This is a genomic window from Vibrio marisflavi CECT 7928, assembly GCF_921294215.1.
Classification (GTDB): domain Bacteria; phylum Pseudomonadota; class Gammaproteobacteria; order Enterobacterales; family Vibrionaceae; genus Vibrio; species Vibrio marisflavi.
In genome coordinates this window covers 1,353,125-1,370,181 of sequence record NZ_CAKLDM010000001.1, presented here as the reverse complement: position 1 = coordinate 1,370,181, position 17,057 = coordinate 1,353,125, and the positions used below count along the sequence as shown (strand labels likewise).

The window sequence follows — 17,057 nt, the reverse complement described above, 5'->3', positions numbered from 1 at the left end:
AGAATATACAACGGTATAGGCTTGCAATGACGTCTTCTACTTCTAAATCAGATAACGGCTCACAAGGTGAGTATTGCCCTTTGGATCAACATATTGAAAAGCTCTCTTCGGCGGAAGTCGATGAGAAAAACGCTTATCACGATCTCGTGAACTATGCGCCCGTTTGTATTCATGAAATTGGTTTGGATGGATGCTTAAAAAAAATGAATCGAGCAGGCCTCAATATGATGGGGCTTGAAGTCGAAGACCAAGTCGTCGACAAACCTTATACCAGCGTTGTGGGCGATGATAATCAAGATTGGATTCAAGCCCTATTACAAAAAGCCATTCAAGGTGAGCCGATTCCAAATTTCGATTTCAGTGTCGGTGTGGGGCTGGATAAACGCAGCTTTGCTTCTAATTTTATACCGATGCTAAACGCGAATGGTGAAGTCATAAAGCTTATGGGAGTCACAAGAGAGACAACAGAGGAAACATTAGCAAAGGAAGCATTACTGCGCCTAAATGACGAACTGAAAGACAGAGTTAATGATGCCACTAAGGACTTACAAGCAGCTTTAGATCATTTAAAAGAGACCCAAAGTCAGCTAATTGAATCTGAGAAGCACTCTTCATTAGGTGGGCTTGTCGCTGGTATCGCCCATGAAGTGAATACCCCTTTAGGCATCAGCATTACCGCCACTAGTCATATCGCTGATGAAATACATACCATTGCGAGTAAGCTTGAGGGTGAAAAGTTAACATTGGAGGAGCTAAAAGAACATATCATCGCTACGGAATCGGGCTGTCGAATACTTGCAACTAGCTTAGATCGCGCCGCTAATCTGATTAAAAGTTTCAAACGTATGGCTATTGATCAAAGTAATACAGTTCACCAAACATTCAATTTACATAATGTCCTAACTGACACAATTATGATTTTTGGCCCGCAAATTAATGGGCAATCAATCACCACTACACTTACCTGTAATAAAGAGTTAAACATCTTTTCCGAGCCAGGTTCTTTTGCCCAAGTGATAACGAATCTATTGCAAAACTCACTAGTCCACGGCTTTGATGAATGTGAAAAAGGAAAGATAGAAATAATCGTCATCGAGCAGGACACTCACATTACCCTAACTTACCGTGATTCTGGGAAAGGGATAGATGCAGCAACGCTACCCAAGATTTATGACCCATTTTTCACGACCAATCGATGCAACGGGAGTAGTGGGTTAGGGCTTAACCTAGTCTTTAATATCATTAATCAAACTTTAAAAGGCTCAATTAAGTGTGTGAGTAACTTGAATGAGGGAGTTGAGTTTACAATTATCCTCCCCTTAAATACTGAGAGTGGGCATATTCCAGCTTAAAGTACTGGTTATATCTTTTTCAATCTTAAACGCGTTTATTCCCATAAATAATCTAGACTATTTACTCAGTTTTGCTGTCCACTCCAAATATGCCCTAAGTTTGCGATTGATTAGCTCATGGTGAATTTGAGTCGATACAAAAGGCCATTATTTTGCTATCTCCCCCATTTATCTGTGTATTTATAGAGCTTATTGGAATTGAACCGTGCTTGAGTAAGGAAAGGTGGCTTGTTTTGTCGGAACTGACAGCTCGTTTTCATGTGAAGGTTAAATGGAAGACAAGGTTAATATGCTTTGTTTTTTAAAGAGTTATGATAGATTGGTTGACAGTTAGGCTGGCGACAAAACGAGCCAGCTTGTTAATAAGAATGTTAAGTGTATTGGTAAAGTATGGTCGAAAATAAACTAAGTCAATATCAGTTAGATTCATTAAACTCACTTCTTCAAGTGCCGGTGAAGGAGTTTACTCACCTAATAAAAAACCTGGAATATCAACTGGATGGACTTGGACAACTGCCAATAGATGAAAGCGGTTCAATTCAATTAACTCAAAATCTGGCAAATTACCCTAAAGAGATGCGTGAGCTTTTTGACGATATAGCTAAATCTACCCAAAAACTGCGGGAATTGGTTGCAAGGCATGATGCAAAAACGGACCGAGCTTTGCAAATAGGCACTAATGATTTGGGCTTAAAGCCATGTAAAGCTGATTCTCAAGGCTTTAAGCATTTTGACTGCATATCTGTAGTAGATTTTCTAGACTTGTTAACCGATAAAGCGGAGTTGGAGTCTGGGTATCACGCACACTTTATCAAAGCAAAATCGCAGAATGTTGTGGAAAAAATATTCAATGCATGGACTTTTGTATTTTTAGATAAATGTAGTGATGATATTAAGCTTTCTAACTCGGATGTTTTTGTCAATGTAGTGGCAATCGTTACGAGTTGGGATGTCGAGTTATCGAGAAAAAACGTTGGGAACTTCCTTAAAAGAAGAAGGGAAAGTTGTTGAACCATAAATTGTGTAACTTTCCTTAGCATTGAACCCGAATAACGCTAACATTTCTCCATCAAATCTGGAGGTCAAAATGTATATAGAGTCAGTTCAATTGCTATTGTCTACATCAACAACTAACTTGGTATTAATCTTAGCAATTTTGTTTTTGGTTACTGTCAATAGACTCATGTGATCATACACCTAACAAAGCATTTAAGTCGGATTCTATACGCGTGCCAACTCGCTAATGCTCAAACATAGCACGCGTATGTCACCGCTTATTGCGGCGTTAGATTTCATTCAATATCGAGGGAACGATGCAAGATAAAAGAGTAAAAGATGTATATAGCTCTTACTTTCAATTTAATAATGAGCGAACTCTTTTCACTGATTTAGAAAGTGAACTTTTTTCGTCCACGTTTGGAGGGTGCTCAGTTTTTGTAGACAAAACAAGGAAGTATGATAACCAGATAATCATCCATGGTGTTTGTACTACAGGAGACTTAGAGAGCTATTTGAACTTGTATAATCATGGCTTTTCTCCTGAAATTGCTATCGAGCCACAGGCAATAACTAATGAGTTGAAGGTATGGCTATCAGACCGTGATTACGTCCCAGCTTATGAGCATGAGTTTCTCGAACTAAGGGCGGTAAACTACATACCGCTTGAAGAAGTAGCTGACGACGTCACAGTAGAACGATGGACACATGAAAATGTCAATGCGTTTCTAACCTTACTCAAAACGTCAGGTATAGAGTGTTCGGATGAAATCTGGGATAAGAAGCGCTCACTTTATTGTACTGACACATTTCGCTGTTATATCGCAAAAATAAATGGTGAGCCGTGTGCTTGGGCAACGAGCTTTATCGAGAATGAATTTGCAATATTAGCCAATGCGTATACACAAGAGAACTATCGTTCAAATGGGTGTCAAGCTGCGTTACTGAGAGCTCGAATCTCAGATGCAATATCTTTAGGTTTGCAGGTGCTTTTAACTGATGTAATGCCAAGAAGCACTAGTAGCAAGAATTGTAAATCAGTTGGTTTTAGTAGTGTTGGTGTGCGCAGCGTGTGGTGCAAAGATATAGAAATATAACAAGTCCTTTAAGAGTGATTCGCAACTCTTGGCTCAAGTATAGCCAAGCGCCGCTCACACCTTAATGTAGCATTATGTTTTTATTCAACTGAAGAGTAACTTATGATGGTCAGCCATACATTTGATGGAAATTCAGAACTAGATCTTCAAGAAAGAGCGTATGGAAGTTGCTTGGATATCATCCAGAGTCATGTTGTAGAACGACTTTATGCTTTCCAAACTAATGAATTGGATAAAATAGCAAATATTTTCATTCGGTTAGATGGATTTGATCATCGGCCTTGGAAATTCTTCCACGATTGCATTGCGGATGTAGCCAGATTTGACAGACAAATTACTAGCACTTCGATTAACAACGCATGGACTGTACAAGAGTGGCATGAAGAATTTTCGGGGCGTCTTTCGGCTTTACTGAACAGTGAGCCTCATTTATCGAAATATTTAGCGTTAGCTATCATCTACCCAAATCCATCACCTCTGGGCATCGAAGCAGAAGACTATATTGAATTTTCAATAGTTTCTCACTACCAAAGTAAATTAGAGAAACTGGATAATTATAAAGTGTTTTTTTCGTCATCTAGTTCTGAAACGTCACATTAGCGAAAGTAAAACATAACAAAGAATTTGAGACAGGTTCCCAACGCTTGGCATTTTTCACTCTAACGTTGGGTTTAGTGTTTAAGGTGCAATGGTTTAGGCTAGATGGTTAGCGTTGCTCACTACCAAATGCGGCGTTAGGTAAAAGCGGGAGAGTTGAAAAAAGGAGCCTCATTGAGTTGGCTCCCTTTTTTTGGTTTTAGCTTTGAGCGTACTTAACTCGAATTTTGCTCTTGGCTACACTTGTCAGGTTTAAGCTGTTTAAAGCAGTCTTAGCTTCATTTTCATCTGGCATTTCAAGGAAAGCGAATCCCTTAGATTGCCCTGTTTCCTGATCTAGAACCAAATTACATTGGGTCACAGTACCATGAGCAGAGAATAGAACTCGAACTTCGTGTTCTGTTGTGGTTCGCGCTAGGTTGCGGACTAAAAGTTTCATAATATTTTGCCTAGTATAGTTTGCGGCCTGATTGTCTCAGGTATGAGCTAACAAACCAAGAAGAGTTTGGGGTCTGGAGCAATATCGGGAAAATTGTACCTAACAAAGCGTTTAAGACAGATTCGCAACGCTTGGCAATTTTGCTCTGAATCAACCCTAGTGATTACGGCGTAATAGTTAGTTTGATCACCAATAACCGAAGTGCTTACGGTTGAGCGGTTAGGGCTACCAATTCACCAACTTCAACTTACTGAATAATATTCAGTCCATTCGGGTAATAAAGGTTTGCTCGTCATCCACAAAAGCTACAAAGCCGCCATGATAGATAAACACCCGGCCACGTCCCTCAACTATGCAGGCAAGCTGTGGGTTCAAATCTTCTTCGTTGTCTGGGCTTTGAAAAGTTCCGGTATCGGTGACTACACCGCTGAAGGAAGGCAAGTATCCATAAGTGCGCTTGGCTTGATCAATCAGGCTCAATTCACTGTTGATAGAGAAGCAAGAAGGGATCGCCCCGGCGTCTTCGATAAATATAGGTTTCAGTTCTTCAAAAGCGGTAATCACCAGCCAGTCGATGCCATTAACATGGTGGATAAACATAGAGTTTCTCGGTAATTATGATGCGGAGATTTTATCACTATCAAGGGGTAACGTAGTAGAGATTTAGTTTATAAAGGTAGTAATTTTGTACCACTTTTAGGCTAAATAGAAACGTGTTTCTGCGCATCTCAGAGCAAGTAGTCTAGTTAACTCTGAAATGCCACAACAAAGCGAGTTAGGGATTCTCTATAAAACAATATAGTCGCCAACAAATTATTAGATTGGCGACCGTTCATAAAAGTTTGTTCATCTATTTGTACTCTGAAAACCTTGCCTGATAGGGAGTCAATTCATTCCCTTCAACTGTTAGAGGATGGTAGAGGTTAGGTCTACGGCCTCTGATCCAGCGCCTTCCTGTACACATATCTAGTTCTTTTGCTTTTAGATCTGCAATAACTATATCGTTATCTACGCTGTCAGTTTCCGCGAGAATTTCTCCATAAGGATTGAGCACCATCGCATTGCCTGTTCTGACTTCATTCATATCAACCCCAACCCCGTTACTAAATATCAGGAACATACCATTGTCATGAGCACGCGCGGGTAGCCAACGCATTAACCATTCTCTTCCTTTTGAGCCTTGCATTTCAGAACGAATCGACTCTATATCTTGCTTACGGTTATGCCATAGTTGGGGATCAATCAACCCCATCGCATTGGGGCTGCGAGAGTTCGTTCCGCCTGTTTGATGGGGAGCAATTAGGATATCGGCCCCTTTTAATGCTGTGATTCGAACATTCTCGACCAAATTATTGTCCCAGCAAATCAGAATCCCTACACGGCATCCGTGTGGAGTGTCAAATACAGTATATTCATTGCCACTAGCCATGTGTTCGCTGACAAATGTATGCAGCTTTCTGTGTTTGGCTATCTGACCATCAGGCATTGCCATTACGTAAGAGTTATAGAGATTTCCGTCCTTGTCTTTTTCGATTAAACCAGCACCGATGCTAAGTTGATATTTTTCAGACATATTTAGCAAGTGTTGAGCCGTTTCCCCTTGTGGGATGAACTCGGACAAATCATCGATCTCTGACTTTTGAAGCTTCGAAACATGCCAGTAACCAGTAACACACATTTCAGGGAAGACGATGATTTTTACTCCTTGCTTAACTGCCTTTTCTACGTAACTTTGAATGATCGATAAATTGTAGTTTTTGTCGTTCGCATGGTGGTTAAATTGAACAGTGGCAACCCGGATATCTTTCATAAATGTTCCTTTTACTTAGTGAGTATCATTCATTTTAAAAACCTCTTTTGATTCCGTATAATGAATAAAATTCCGATAATCAATGAGTATATGGAATGGATTTTGGTGATTTACGTACTTTCTGCCAACTAGCAGAAGATGGTAACTATCGAGTAGCTTCAGAGCACCTACACATCACTCAGTCTGCTTTAACTAAGAAGATTCAACGTCTTGAAGCTTTTTGTGGAGTGGTTTTATTTGAGAGGGGAAGGCAAGGTGCCAGTCTTACTGCGGCAGGAGTTGCTCTTTTACCTGAAGCGCAGCAAATAGTTTCGAGTTTTGAGTCTTATAAATCTCTCACCCAACGAGTCGCCAAGGGAATAGCAGGAAATCTCAATATAGGATTTGGCATCTCTTCTTACCACCTTGCACCAGACTACATCGCTAGATTTAAGAAAAAGTACCCTGAGATCCATATTACACTCAATGATATACCCTCTCAAAAGCAGTCGGAGGCGTTGCTTTTAGGGGAGCTTCAGCTCAGTTTTAGTCGACTTCCAGCTATAGCTCCTTTGAAGGGGGTAAAGCTCTCAACAGATAACTTAGTACTAGCAACGCATAGTAGCCAAACCATAGACATAAACAAATTGTGGCTTTCGTTAGATTCCATCGATTATTTACAGCTCAATCCTGAACGAGGAATGGGTCTAAGCCAACAAATAAACATGTTACTAGAGGAGCATGAGCAAAAACTGAATGTTGCTCAAGAGGCTGACGATATACAAACACTGTTGGCACTGGTATCTGCAAATTTGGGCTTCACTATTGTTCCGGCAAGTGTAAAACATATTGCCAATGAGCACGTTGTTTTTTGGGAACTATCAGGGGAAAACAGCTCGTGGGATGTAGGTTTAATTTGGAACGAGCAGTTTGAGAGCTTTGCCAAAGATAATTTCATTCAATTTGTTGATCAGACTCGAGCCCAATGCCTTTGATTTATGGATGTGCTTTAATTTACTTTCCCCCAACCCGAGCTGAAATCAAGCAAGCCGTCTTTTGTGAAGCTTAGCGGGAAGATTAGCTCCTATTTAATAGTTCGGCTGTATTTAAAACTAGGAAGGTAAAACAATAAACTCCAATAATTTTAGGCTATTGGAGCTTTATTCGTTGGTCATGGGTAGAGCTCACTTGTCGTTGTGGTTTCCACTGTGGCTGTGGTTGTGGCCGTGACCAAAGAAATGAAATGCTATAAACACAACACCAAATAAGACCCATCCCCAGTTTTCTGTAATCCACTCCATTTTTAATACCCTCTTAAGCTATCTATGTTGACCACTCTAAACCTTCCACGATAGGTAAGGTCAATAGTTGTAGCAGGATAAGTTCTAGCCAAAAACCATTTGCGTCGACTAGTTCAATTGCTGTTTCTAAATATCCCTAACTCAAGAACAATTATGCTTAGTGCCAGTCAATAAACTCCAGAATCAGTTCTTTTAATCTTTAGAGGCAGTTGCTTAATGGAGCTTTAAGGTGTGTATAGTCTTCTGTTGCCAATTTATAAACACTCTCGATAAATTACACTGCTGATTAATAAGTTTTTCTAACATATTGGTTAGATAACAACGATTATTTATCTCGATGTTAAGATGTAGAATACCATTCCATAAGTTAATTAAAAACAATTAATACAATAGTTTAAATTAGAGGTATGAGTTTATGAGTAATAAGAAAGCACTTATAGTAATCGATTTTATTAATGATATTTGTCACCCAAAAGGAAAAATACCATCATGTGTATCACACAGCATTGAACAAAATGCTGTAGCAAATGCTAACAAAGCATTGTCTTACGCACGTGAACATAATTGGTTGACTATCTTGGTGAAAGTAGGTTTTGAATCTAACTATCACGCACAGCCTAAAACATCGCCTATCTTTGGTCAGGCGCACGAATACGGTGTTTTGTCGCTCGATGAATTTGGTACAGACTTCCTAGACGAGTTAGATGTATGTTCTTCAGATTTTGTTTTGGTTAAACCTCGTATTAGCCCATTCTATGGCACCAATTTGGAAGCTGTTTTACGAGCAAATAAAATAGATGAGCTATATATTTCTGGCGTAAGTACCACGTGGGCAATTGAGGCGACAACACGAGAAGCACATGATCGAGATTACAAAGTTACTGTTATAGAAGATGCATGTGCGGCTGCTAATAAAGTAGAACATAACCAATCAATTGAAACATTGTCGACGATTGCTGACATTATTGCGGTTGATGATTTGGAGGGCTAAACAATGCCCCATTTTAAAAAGTGGTGTTTAGTGACTTTATCGCTGGCCCCAAGTTTTATATTTGGGTGGCACTGGGGGTATTGGGTAGCTCTGGAACTCGCTATCTTGAGTTCATCTTTCTATATCCCTCAAAGGCAACTAAAATGGGGCATCTTAGCAATATTGTTGCAAGAGCTCATCATCATGATGGGCTTTTTTATTCTCTACCATTCGCTTGGACATCCTTTAATCTTTACTGTTGTTTGTACAGTTTGGGCTGGCTTATCAATGGGCATCATTATACATGGTAAGCACCTAAGAGGCTTTGCGAGTTGGATACTTATTCCATCCCTTTACTTTGCCATAGATTTTAAAGATTCACCGTTTGTTCATTCTATATCTCACAACTGGGCTGTTATCGCTCAACTTTTGGCAATAGCAGCAGCAGGGCCTATTTTAGTATGTATCTATGAATACGTGATGGACAAGAACAACGAGTTTGTCTTGTGGGGTTTTAACGGGGCTTTACACCCTCAGTTTGATTTTGAAGAAGTAGGTACTATTGCAGCGTTAATGTTGGCTGTTTTAATGGCATCTATAATCGTATGGCAATTTAATTTACCCCATGCAGAGTGGATTATATGGTCAACAGCTAGTGTGAGCACTGGGCAAATACAAAGTATGAGGAAGAAAATTTTTCATCGCGGTTCTGGGGCTATAATTGGGCTTGTATTGGGGCTTACACTCGTTGTCGGCTTAAAAGGCTATAGCCCCTTTTTGTTTCAGGTGGCAGCCTTGTTGATACCATTTACTCTATTTTTAGATGTCTACCCTTTAGCTTTCGCTTCACGTTGTACGCTCATTGTTTTGGCGGCAGGAAGCGTAGCACATGGAGAGTTTGAAGCAGGATATCGAATCTTGAATGTAATTCTAGGTGGGATGGCCGGAGGGATCAGTGGGTATCTTATTTATTCGCTAAGTAGAACATTACATTATAAATAAAATAATAGTGAGAGTATTGTATTAACTTTGGTTAGGCATTTTATCTGGCAGACCTGCTACGCAGTATTGTTTACCACATTGGACACCGCTTTAGTGAGTTCTCTTCCAGTAGGTATAATTCTTCTTGCTAGTAAGCCTACCTTTCTAAGGGGCAGTCATTATAAAGCATTGGCTTAATTAGGAGCTGGCTTCTTTTGGTATGGTCGTTGTGTCACTCCCCGCTCAGCTATCAAAGCTGAGAAAGCAGTGATAGTAAAGCCCAGTTGGGGCTTTACTATTTTAATAATAACAACAATATAAAGATTTAATCCTGATTGCGTTTGTGTTTCGGCACGTAATTCAAAATTGAAATCGGTACTTCTTTTTTGGGTGCAAACCCTTCAATTTCCCGACGCTCAATTAAATGGCCTAAACGGCTTTCAATCATGCATAGATTTTTGAAGTTATCCTTTGATACAAAAGAGATAGCTTCGCCTTTTGCATCTGCACGACCTGTACGGCCGATACGGTGAACATATTCATCCGCAGGGTATGGTAGATCGTAATTCAGTACTCGAGTCAGATTTTCAATATCAATACCACGTGCAGCAACACCCGTTGCAACAAGGTATTTTATCTTGCCATTTTTGAAATCAGTCAGAAGTCGTGAACGAATTTCTTGGCTTCGACCACTGTGGAATGACTCTGCAGGAATCCCGCGTTTTTCAAGCTGAGAAACCAACTTAGCAGCACCCTTTTTGGTTTCAATAAAGATAAGGGCTTGGTCCCAATCATTTTCTTGAATTAAGTGGCTTAGCAGAGCTGATTTTTTGTCTTTATCAACCGTGACCAGCCATTGCTCGATATTGCTTTTGGAAGCGCTGTGCTTAGCAATAGAAATCTCAGCGGGATGGTCAATTGCCGATTTAGCTAAATCGCGGACAGGGTTCGACAGTGTTGCTGAGAAGAGTAAGTTTTGAATATCTTGCGGCAAGCGAGCAATGATTTTATTTATGTCTTCAATAAAGCCCATGTCGAGCATTCTATCTGCTTCATCAAGAACAAAGGTTTCAACTTCTTCAAAGTAAACCGCATGCTTGCCGTAAAGATCTAACAACCGCCCCGGTGTTGCAACGAGAATATCTATACCGTCAATAAGCTGCTGCCTCTGAGGCTTATCACTCACTCCACCGTACACGGCAGCAGATGTTAAGTTAAGGTGCTTACCATATTGAGTAATACTGTCATTAACTTGAATTGCTAGCTCGCGAGTCGGTGCCAGGATAAGAGCGCGAATACGCTTTTTACGCTGCGTTTCGCCTTTACTCAGCATCTCTAGGATAGGTAATACGAAACTGGCTGTTTTACCCGTACCTGTTTGAGCCGCTGCAATTAGGTTCTGCCCTGATAGTACCAGTGGAATCGCCTTATTCTGAATCTCGGTCGGTTTGTCGTAACCAAGTTCTTTGATGGCTTGTAGAAGGGGAGCGCTTAGTCCTAGATTAGAAAATGGCATGGATTGTCTCAGTATGGGGTTGCTAACAATATGCGTTGTCGCCTTAGAGTTGTGGCTAATTCGCAGCAAAGTGGCGCATTTTAACATGCACACATGGCTTTCCAAACGATTTTCAGGATTGTTTCTTGTTACGAGGCTATGGCCGGAGTCGCTTTCTTTACGGGATGCATTTATAGGAGAAAAAGTTGGTTTTAATCAGGTGAACGAAGAATGCATCTTTTCCAAGCATGCGTATAATACACCTTAAATTGTGAGGAGTACTGAATACCATGCAACAAAATGAATTCGAAGCACTAGTTGTGAGCTTGTGTGACACCACTGATCTTCCTCAGGCATTAGAGCTACTGAAATCTTGTCAAGACGAAGAGGTTGCTCAAGCAGCGCTGTCTTTATCTGGCCAATTTGCTTTGGCGGAAGTGGATGGAGAGCAGCGTGTTTATCATGTCACCAATCAAGTTGATGATGAAGGCAATGAGCAAGAATACGTAGAGCACATTATGAATGTCGGTGACGACACCATTAAATTTGTCGCTTGGTTCTTTGAAAGCATGTTTGAAGTGAAGCAAAAGCTAACGTATCAAACTGCTGGTAAAACTTATAAGCAACCGAAAAGATCCTAGTTTTTCTCGTATCAAATGAGTGGTTATTCTGTTGAATAACCACTCATTTTTTTGTATTTACAATGTAAATGCGTGACCAAGTCGTTACGTGAGTGAACGATTTTTGCCTCCATCACATATTGCCCTTCTGCTTATACGCAAGATATTTAATATATGTATATCCTAACTAGATAGCATAGATACAGAGAACTCCACTTGGGAGTTTATGGATAAGTATGGTTAGGATGACTCAGTTTTTTTGGCTAGCGCTATTTTCATGGCTGTTGCTTTTTTCACACCAAGCCAATGCTCAAGACCAAAACCACAATGTTCCTCCTCCTATAAATATTTCTTCTCCGCTAAAGATTGCCTATTGTGTTGATTGCGTACCATTTCAATATCAGGATGAGCAAGGTGCCGCTTCAGGGCTGATTATCGATTTATGGAAGCTTTGGGCTGACAAAACAGGCCTCTCTATTGAGTTTGTTCCTTATATTTGGGATGAGTCATTAGCTGCTGTTGGGCGAGGAGACGCTGATATTCATGCTGGCTTGTATTTCAATGAGCAGCGGGATAGTTTTTTAGACTACGGTAGTTTATTAGCTCGAACCAGTTCTCATATCATACTGCGAAATGATCAGCCTTCTTTCGATACTTTATTGGCATTGGAAGGTGTCAAGATTGGGGTATTAAAAGGAGATTTTCTTGAGGGATACCTTAAGCAAAGGCTAACAGCAGAAAATATTATCACTTATCACAGCTACAAAGAGCTTATTACTGCGCTTAAATCAGGGGAGCTAGATGTTTTCTCGGCAGATACCCTAACTGCTACCTACTATCTGCAACAAAATAATATGCTAGATGAGTACAACTTGGAGCCGGCACACATACTGTTTTCTGACACATGGAGAGCCGCTGTAAGTGAAGGAAATGTGGCGTTACTTGATGTGATCAATCAGGGTTTCTCCCTTGTTTCTCAAGAAGACAGAATTGCCAACTTTCAAAAGTGGAGCCCGTCTACTATCGAGGGGGCCAACAAGCAACTTAATAAGCCGTTGCACTCCCAAAATATTGAAAACGATGGTGCAGTGAGAGTGTTTATAGGGATTGCGTTGATACTGGGCTTCTTAATGTTTTCCCTAGCGTTCATACTGCCTAAATTCTTATCCAATGAACTGATTGCTAAATATGTTGCTTCGCGTGCTTTTACCTACTCGATAATTTCAGTCACATGCCTGATTTCATTTGTCATTCTATTTTTGGTTTGGCATACCATTGAAAAGAATAGAAAAGCGACACTGCGCAGTGTTGAACAGGATCTCGTGTTTGTATTGGAGCGCACAAACGATAGTTTGGAAACTTGGGTGCGAGATAGTGAAGCCTATCTAAATAGCTTGGGTAAGCATCCAAGTCTAGTTTCTCTAACGGAGAAGCTTTTAAAGATACCAACAGACAAAGCAAGCCTGCAGGACTCTAAGTTGTTGGAAGAAATTCGTTACTTTTTTGATGAAAATGTCGAGCAATTCGGTAGCGTTGGCTTTTTTATCATCAATAAAGATAGAGTGAGTATTGCGTCTAGAAGAAATACCAATTTAGGCACTGAGAATCTCATTGCAATTCAAGCTCCAGAGCTTCTTGATAAAGCATTTCAAGGAGAGGCTATATTTATACCGCCGATTCTTTCTGATGTGGAAATTCAATCTGCAAACGGAGTCAGCACCAATCTTGATGCATTCAATATGTTTTTTGCCGTGCCGATAAAAAATGCGGCTGGTGAAGTGATCGCTGTTTTGACACAACGGTTACTGCCAGGAGGCAGGTTATCGAAGATCATGCAACACGGAAGTATTGGCCGTTCTGGTGAAAGCTATCTGATCAATCACGATGGGGGCATGATCACCGAAAGTCGCTTTGTAGACTCGCTTGAAGACATTGGTTTATTAGAAGTAGGTAAAAAACAAGATACCTTACTTGCGCTAAAAGACCCCGGTGGAAATATGATTGAGGGCTTTCGACCAGACATTTCATTAGCAAAGCAGCCCCTTACCCTAATGGCACAAAGTGTTGTTGCTATGGGTCAATCCGATCATGAGAAAGGGGGTTCTCGGATAAATTCTAATGTTGAAGGTTATCGAGATTACCGCGGTGTTCCTGTGCTTGGTGTTTGGTTATGGAATCAAAATCTTGGCGTCGGTATTGCAACCGAAATTGATAAGTCTGAAGCTCTAGAGTCTTTTTACCAAATGCGGATTTACTTGTTTTCGACTGCATTCGTTGCGCTTTTACTCGCAGTTGCCTCTAGCATGTTGACCGTGACAATCGGCCAAAGAGCGACTAGCTTCATGCGCCGTTCAAATGAAGAGCTCGAAAGTCGAGTTGGTGAACGAACAACAGCATTGAGAGAGGCGGAGCGGCGCAGTAGAACAATTTTTGAGAACACTAAAGATGGTGTCATTGTTATTGATTCAGTTGGCACAGTGCAAGAGTTCAATCCTGCCGCAGAACATATCTTTGAATACCATAGAAAAGAAGTAGTAGGTCAAAACATCAAAATGTTAATGGGAGAGCCTTATTGCGCTAATCATGATGGTTATTTGAAGAAATACGCGGAAACTCGAGAAGAACATATCTTAGTGCGAAACGTTGAGTTGGAAGGCAGACGCTCGTCAGGAGAAATATTTCCTATGGATCTCGCCGTCAATGAGGCACTTTGGAGCGGTGAAACGATATTTGTTGGGATTATACGCGATATCACCGAGCGAAAAGCCGCAGAAACGGCGTTAAAAGATAGAGAAGGCAGGCTATGGGATTTATATGAAAATGCACCTATTGCCTATGCCTCAATTGACCACCATGGTGAATTTGTAAAGCACAATAAAGCCTTCGCGGAACTGCTATCTATAGAGAGAGCGAGCATTCAAGAGATTAACTGGCGAGATATCATTTCACCCAATTTTGAACAGCGCGAAACCATGCTTGAGGATGTGTGCAAGGATGAAAGTCTTTTCTGTCACGAAATCCCTATTCTCCGTCGTGATGGAGAGCAGATCCTAGCTGAGGTTTCCGCCATACCTAGCTACAACGGTGGTTCTGAATTACAGGAGATTCGTATAACCATGACGGATATTACTGCTAGAAAAGCGGCGGAAGAAGCGCTGAAAGAAGCGAAGCAAACGGCAGAGGATGCGACAAAAGCGAAGTCAGATTTTCTTGCAAATATGTCCCATGAAATCCGAACTCCAATGAATGCGATAATAGGGATGTCTGGGTTAGCGTTAAATACTGATTTAGATAATAAGCAGAGAAACTACATTGAAAAAGTGAATCGGTCTGCTGATAGTTTGCTTGGAATCATCAATGACATTTTGGATTTTTCTAAGATAGAAGCAGGAAAGCTCGATATTGAATACACAGAGTTTCATTTAGAGGATGTCATGGATAACCTAGCAAACCTCGTTGGTATTAGGGCGGAAGAAAAGGGCCTAGAGCTCTTATTTGATATTTCCGTTGACGCACCAACAATGTTGATTGGCGATCCACTTCGACTCGGGCAGATTTTAACTAATTTGGGTAATAATGCAGTGAAATTTACCGATCATGGTGAAATCGTCGTGATTGTTAACGTGAAACAGATTGATGATGAAGGGGTGACGCTGCATTTTTCTGTCAGTGATACAGGAATCGGCATGACCCCCGAGGAGCAGAAGAAGCTGTTCGAGTCGTTTAGTCAGGCGGATTCTTCAATTACAAGAAAATACGGAGGAACTGGCTTGGGCTTAACCATTTCCAAGAAGCTCACGCAAATGATGAATGGTGAGATTTGGGTAGAAAGCCAAGCTGGAAGTGGCAGTACATTTCATTTCACAGCCTATTTCAAGTATCAGAAAAATATGCCAATTGGTCGAGTGAAGCCTGAACTTCCAGAGCTAAAAGGATTACATGTGTTGGTCGTTGATGATAACGCGACCGCAAGAAAAATATTCACAGATATCCTTTCCTCCTTTGACTTTCACGTTACGGCCTATAGCAATGGTACTCAAGCCATTGAACACTTTGAACAAAATAGAAGAGAAGTTGACCTCGTAGTGATGGATTGGCAGATCCCAAATATTGATGGTGTAGAAACGACAATGCGCATTCACGAGAAGCTACCAGATTTACCTGTTATTTTAGTGACTGCCTATGGGCGAGATGAAGCTCTAGAGGCCTCCAAACGGGCACGTTTTGTTAGGGTGTTGAGTAAGCCGATTTCGGCTTCAACTATTCTTGATGCAACAATGGAAGCTTTTGGACACGATCCAGAAAAACGAGAGCATATGAGAGCTGCCGCTGATGATCTCGATTCTGCCAACAAAATTCGCGGAGCCAAGGTATTACTCGTAGAAGATAATGATATAAACCAAGAACTGGCAATGGAATTGCTGGCCTCTGCTGGCGTTATCGCCACCGTGGCGGAGAATGGAAAAATAGCGTTAGATATGTTGGATAACGCTGAATTTGATGGTGTCCTCATGGATTGTCAGATGCCCGTAATGGATGGGTATACCGCAACGAAGTTGCTTAGAGAACAAGAACGTTTTCGAGAACTTCCAGTGATAGCACTCACAGCGAATGTAATGGCAGGCGACATTGAAAAAGTGCTCAATGCCGGAATGAATGATCATATTGGAAAACCGATTAATGTGCGTGAACTCTATACCACTATGGCTAAATGGATTATGCCATCGAGTCCAGTTTCCCCTCAGGAGCGTATTCCAAATCACGAGCCAGATAAAGATGCAATTGAGCCACTACCAGATCTTGCTGGTATTAGTGTTGAAAAAGGTTTAGCAACAGCAAATGGTGATCCTAAACTGTATAGAAAACTATTGTTGAAGTACAAAGATTCATACGGCAATTTCGCAGAGGCATTTAACCATGCGCTTGGTTCAGAAGATAAGCAAGAGCCACAACGGTTAGCGCACTCATTAAAAGCTGTCGCTGGAAATATCGGAGCGACAGCGGTGCAAAGGGCTGCAGAGGATTTAGAAGTTGCTTGTAAACAAGCTGATGTGCCACCAACAGAGCTTTTAGATACTCTTCTTTCAGCGCTCAGTGAAACGCTAGCTGGGCTGTCGGAAATTACGCTTTCTACTGGTGTACATGAAGCACAATTTGATGCTGAGAAGTTCGCCTCTTTGGTAACCCAGCTTAGAGAGCTTCTAGAAGACGATGATACTGAAGCGATGGAAGTTATAGAGCAGCTGCTTGCTATGTTTTTAGAGCCGGATATGAAAGCAGTCATGAAACAGATGAGCAATGCGATAAGCGAGTATGATTTTGACCATGCGTTATCACTCATTAATGATTTAAATATCAGTGAGTAACAAGGCACCCGTCGCTCAGATATAAATTGATTGTGATTGTCACGACAATCAACT

13 protein-coding genes are annotated in these 17,057 nt (G+C 40.9%); 9 read left to right on the top strand and 4 right to left on the bottom strand.

All coding sequences use genetic code 11. From position 1 onward, the window contains the following. The first annotated feature begins 26 nt into the window (after window positions 1–26). The 4 genes from L7A31_RS06105 to L7A31_RS06090 all read left to right on the top strand — a co-directional run bounded on the left by L7A31_RS06105 (window position 27) and on the right by L7A31_RS06090 (window position 4,045). Window positions 27–1,352, top strand: coding sequence for a PAS domain-containing sensor histidine kinase (locus L7A31_RS06105; protein WP_237360605.1), 1,326 nt, complete (start codon window positions 27–29; stop codon window positions 1,350–1,352). Window positions 1,353–1,742: 390 nt separating this feature from the next. Beyond that, on the top strand, window positions 1,743–2,363 hold the full coding sequence (locus L7A31_RS06100) for a hypothetical protein (RefSeq protein ID WP_237360604.1): 621 nt from the start codon (window positions 1,743–1,745) through the stop codon (window positions 2,361–2,363). Between the two features lie 302 nt (window positions 2,364–2,665). After that, the gene (locus L7A31_RS06095; RefSeq protein WP_237360603.1) at window positions 2,666–3,445 is read left to right on the top strand and encodes a GNAT family N-acetyltransferase; all 780 of its coding nucleotides are present in this window, start codon (window positions 2,666–2,668) and stop codon (window positions 3,443–3,445) included. A 102-nt stretch (window positions 3,446–3,547) separates the two neighbouring features. After that, on the top strand, window positions 3,548–4,045 hold the full coding sequence (locus L7A31_RS06090; protein ID WP_237360602.1) for a hypothetical protein: 498 nt from the start codon (window positions 3,548–3,550) through the stop codon (window positions 4,043–4,045). 196 nt (window positions 4,046–4,241) lie between these two features. On the opposite strand, the gene L7A31_RS06085 is transcribed toward L7A31_RS06090, so the two are convergent. From L7A31_RS06085 to L7A31_RS06075, 3 genes are all read right to left on the bottom strand, one after another. Then, on the bottom strand, window positions 4,242–4,481 hold the full coding sequence (locus L7A31_RS06085; RefSeq protein WP_237360601.1) for an RNA recognition motif domain-containing protein: 240 nt from the start codon (window positions 4,479–4,481) through the stop codon (window positions 4,242–4,244). Between the two features lie 261 nt (window positions 4,482–4,742). Continuing rightward, window positions 4,743–5,081, bottom strand: a complete 339-nt coding sequence (locus L7A31_RS06080) for a cytosolic protein (RefSeq protein WP_237360600.1) — start codon at window positions 5,079–5,081, stop codon at window positions 4,743–4,745. A gap of 250 nt (window positions 5,082–5,331) precedes the next feature. Continuing rightward, window positions 5,332–6,291 carry a nitrilase family protein gene (locus tag L7A31_RS06075; RefSeq protein WP_237360599.1) on the bottom strand — a complete coding sequence of 320 codons (960 nt, stop codon included), beginning with the start codon at window positions 6,289–6,291 and terminating at the stop codon, window positions 5,332–5,334. A gap of 95 nt (window positions 6,292–6,386) precedes the next feature. Between L7A31_RS06075 and L7A31_RS06070 the strand changes: the two genes are divergently transcribed. From L7A31_RS06070 to L7A31_RS06060, 3 genes are all read left to right on the top strand, one after another. Continuing rightward, on the top strand, window positions 6,387–7,265 hold the full coding sequence (locus L7A31_RS06070) for a LysR family transcriptional regulator (RefSeq protein ID WP_237360598.1): 879 nt from the start codon (window positions 6,387–6,389) through the stop codon (window positions 7,263–7,265). A 721-nt stretch (window positions 7,266–7,986) separates the two neighbouring features. Continuing rightward, window positions 7,987–8,562, top strand: coding sequence for a cysteine hydrolase family protein (locus L7A31_RS06065; protein WP_237360597.1), 576 nt, complete (start codon window positions 7,987–7,989; stop codon window positions 8,560–8,562). Window positions 8,563–8,565: 3 nt separating this feature from the next. Continuing rightward, a complete protein-coding gene (locus L7A31_RS06060; protein WP_237360596.1) occupies window positions 8,566–9,543 on the top strand; it encodes an FUSC family protein in 978 nt (325 codons plus the stop codon). Between the two features lie 304 nt (window positions 9,544–9,847). Here L7A31_RS06060 and L7A31_RS06055 read toward each other — a convergent pair whose 3' ends face one another. Further along, on the bottom strand, window positions 9,848–11,038 hold the full coding sequence (locus L7A31_RS06055) for a DEAD/DEAH box helicase (RefSeq protein WP_237360595.1): 1,191 nt from the start codon (window positions 11,036–11,038) through the stop codon (window positions 9,848–9,850). Window positions 11,039–11,307: 269 nt separating this feature from the next. Here L7A31_RS06055 and L7A31_RS06050 point away from each other — a divergent pair, with 269 nt between their 5' ends. Together L7A31_RS06050 and L7A31_RS06045 are read left to right on the top strand one after the other, a co-directional pair. Next, window positions 11,308–11,658 carry a hypothetical protein gene (locus L7A31_RS06050; RefSeq protein ID WP_237360594.1) on the top strand — a complete coding sequence of 117 codons (351 nt, stop codon included), beginning with the start codon at window positions 11,308–11,310 and terminating at the stop codon, window positions 11,656–11,658. A gap of 215 nt (window positions 11,659–11,873) precedes the next feature. Next, the gene (locus tag L7A31_RS06045; RefSeq protein WP_237360593.1) at window positions 11,874–17,003 is read left to right on the top strand and encodes a response regulator; all 5,130 of its coding nucleotides are present in this window, start codon (window positions 11,874–11,876) and stop codon (window positions 17,001–17,003) included. Window positions 17,004–17,057: the final 54 nt, after the last annotated feature.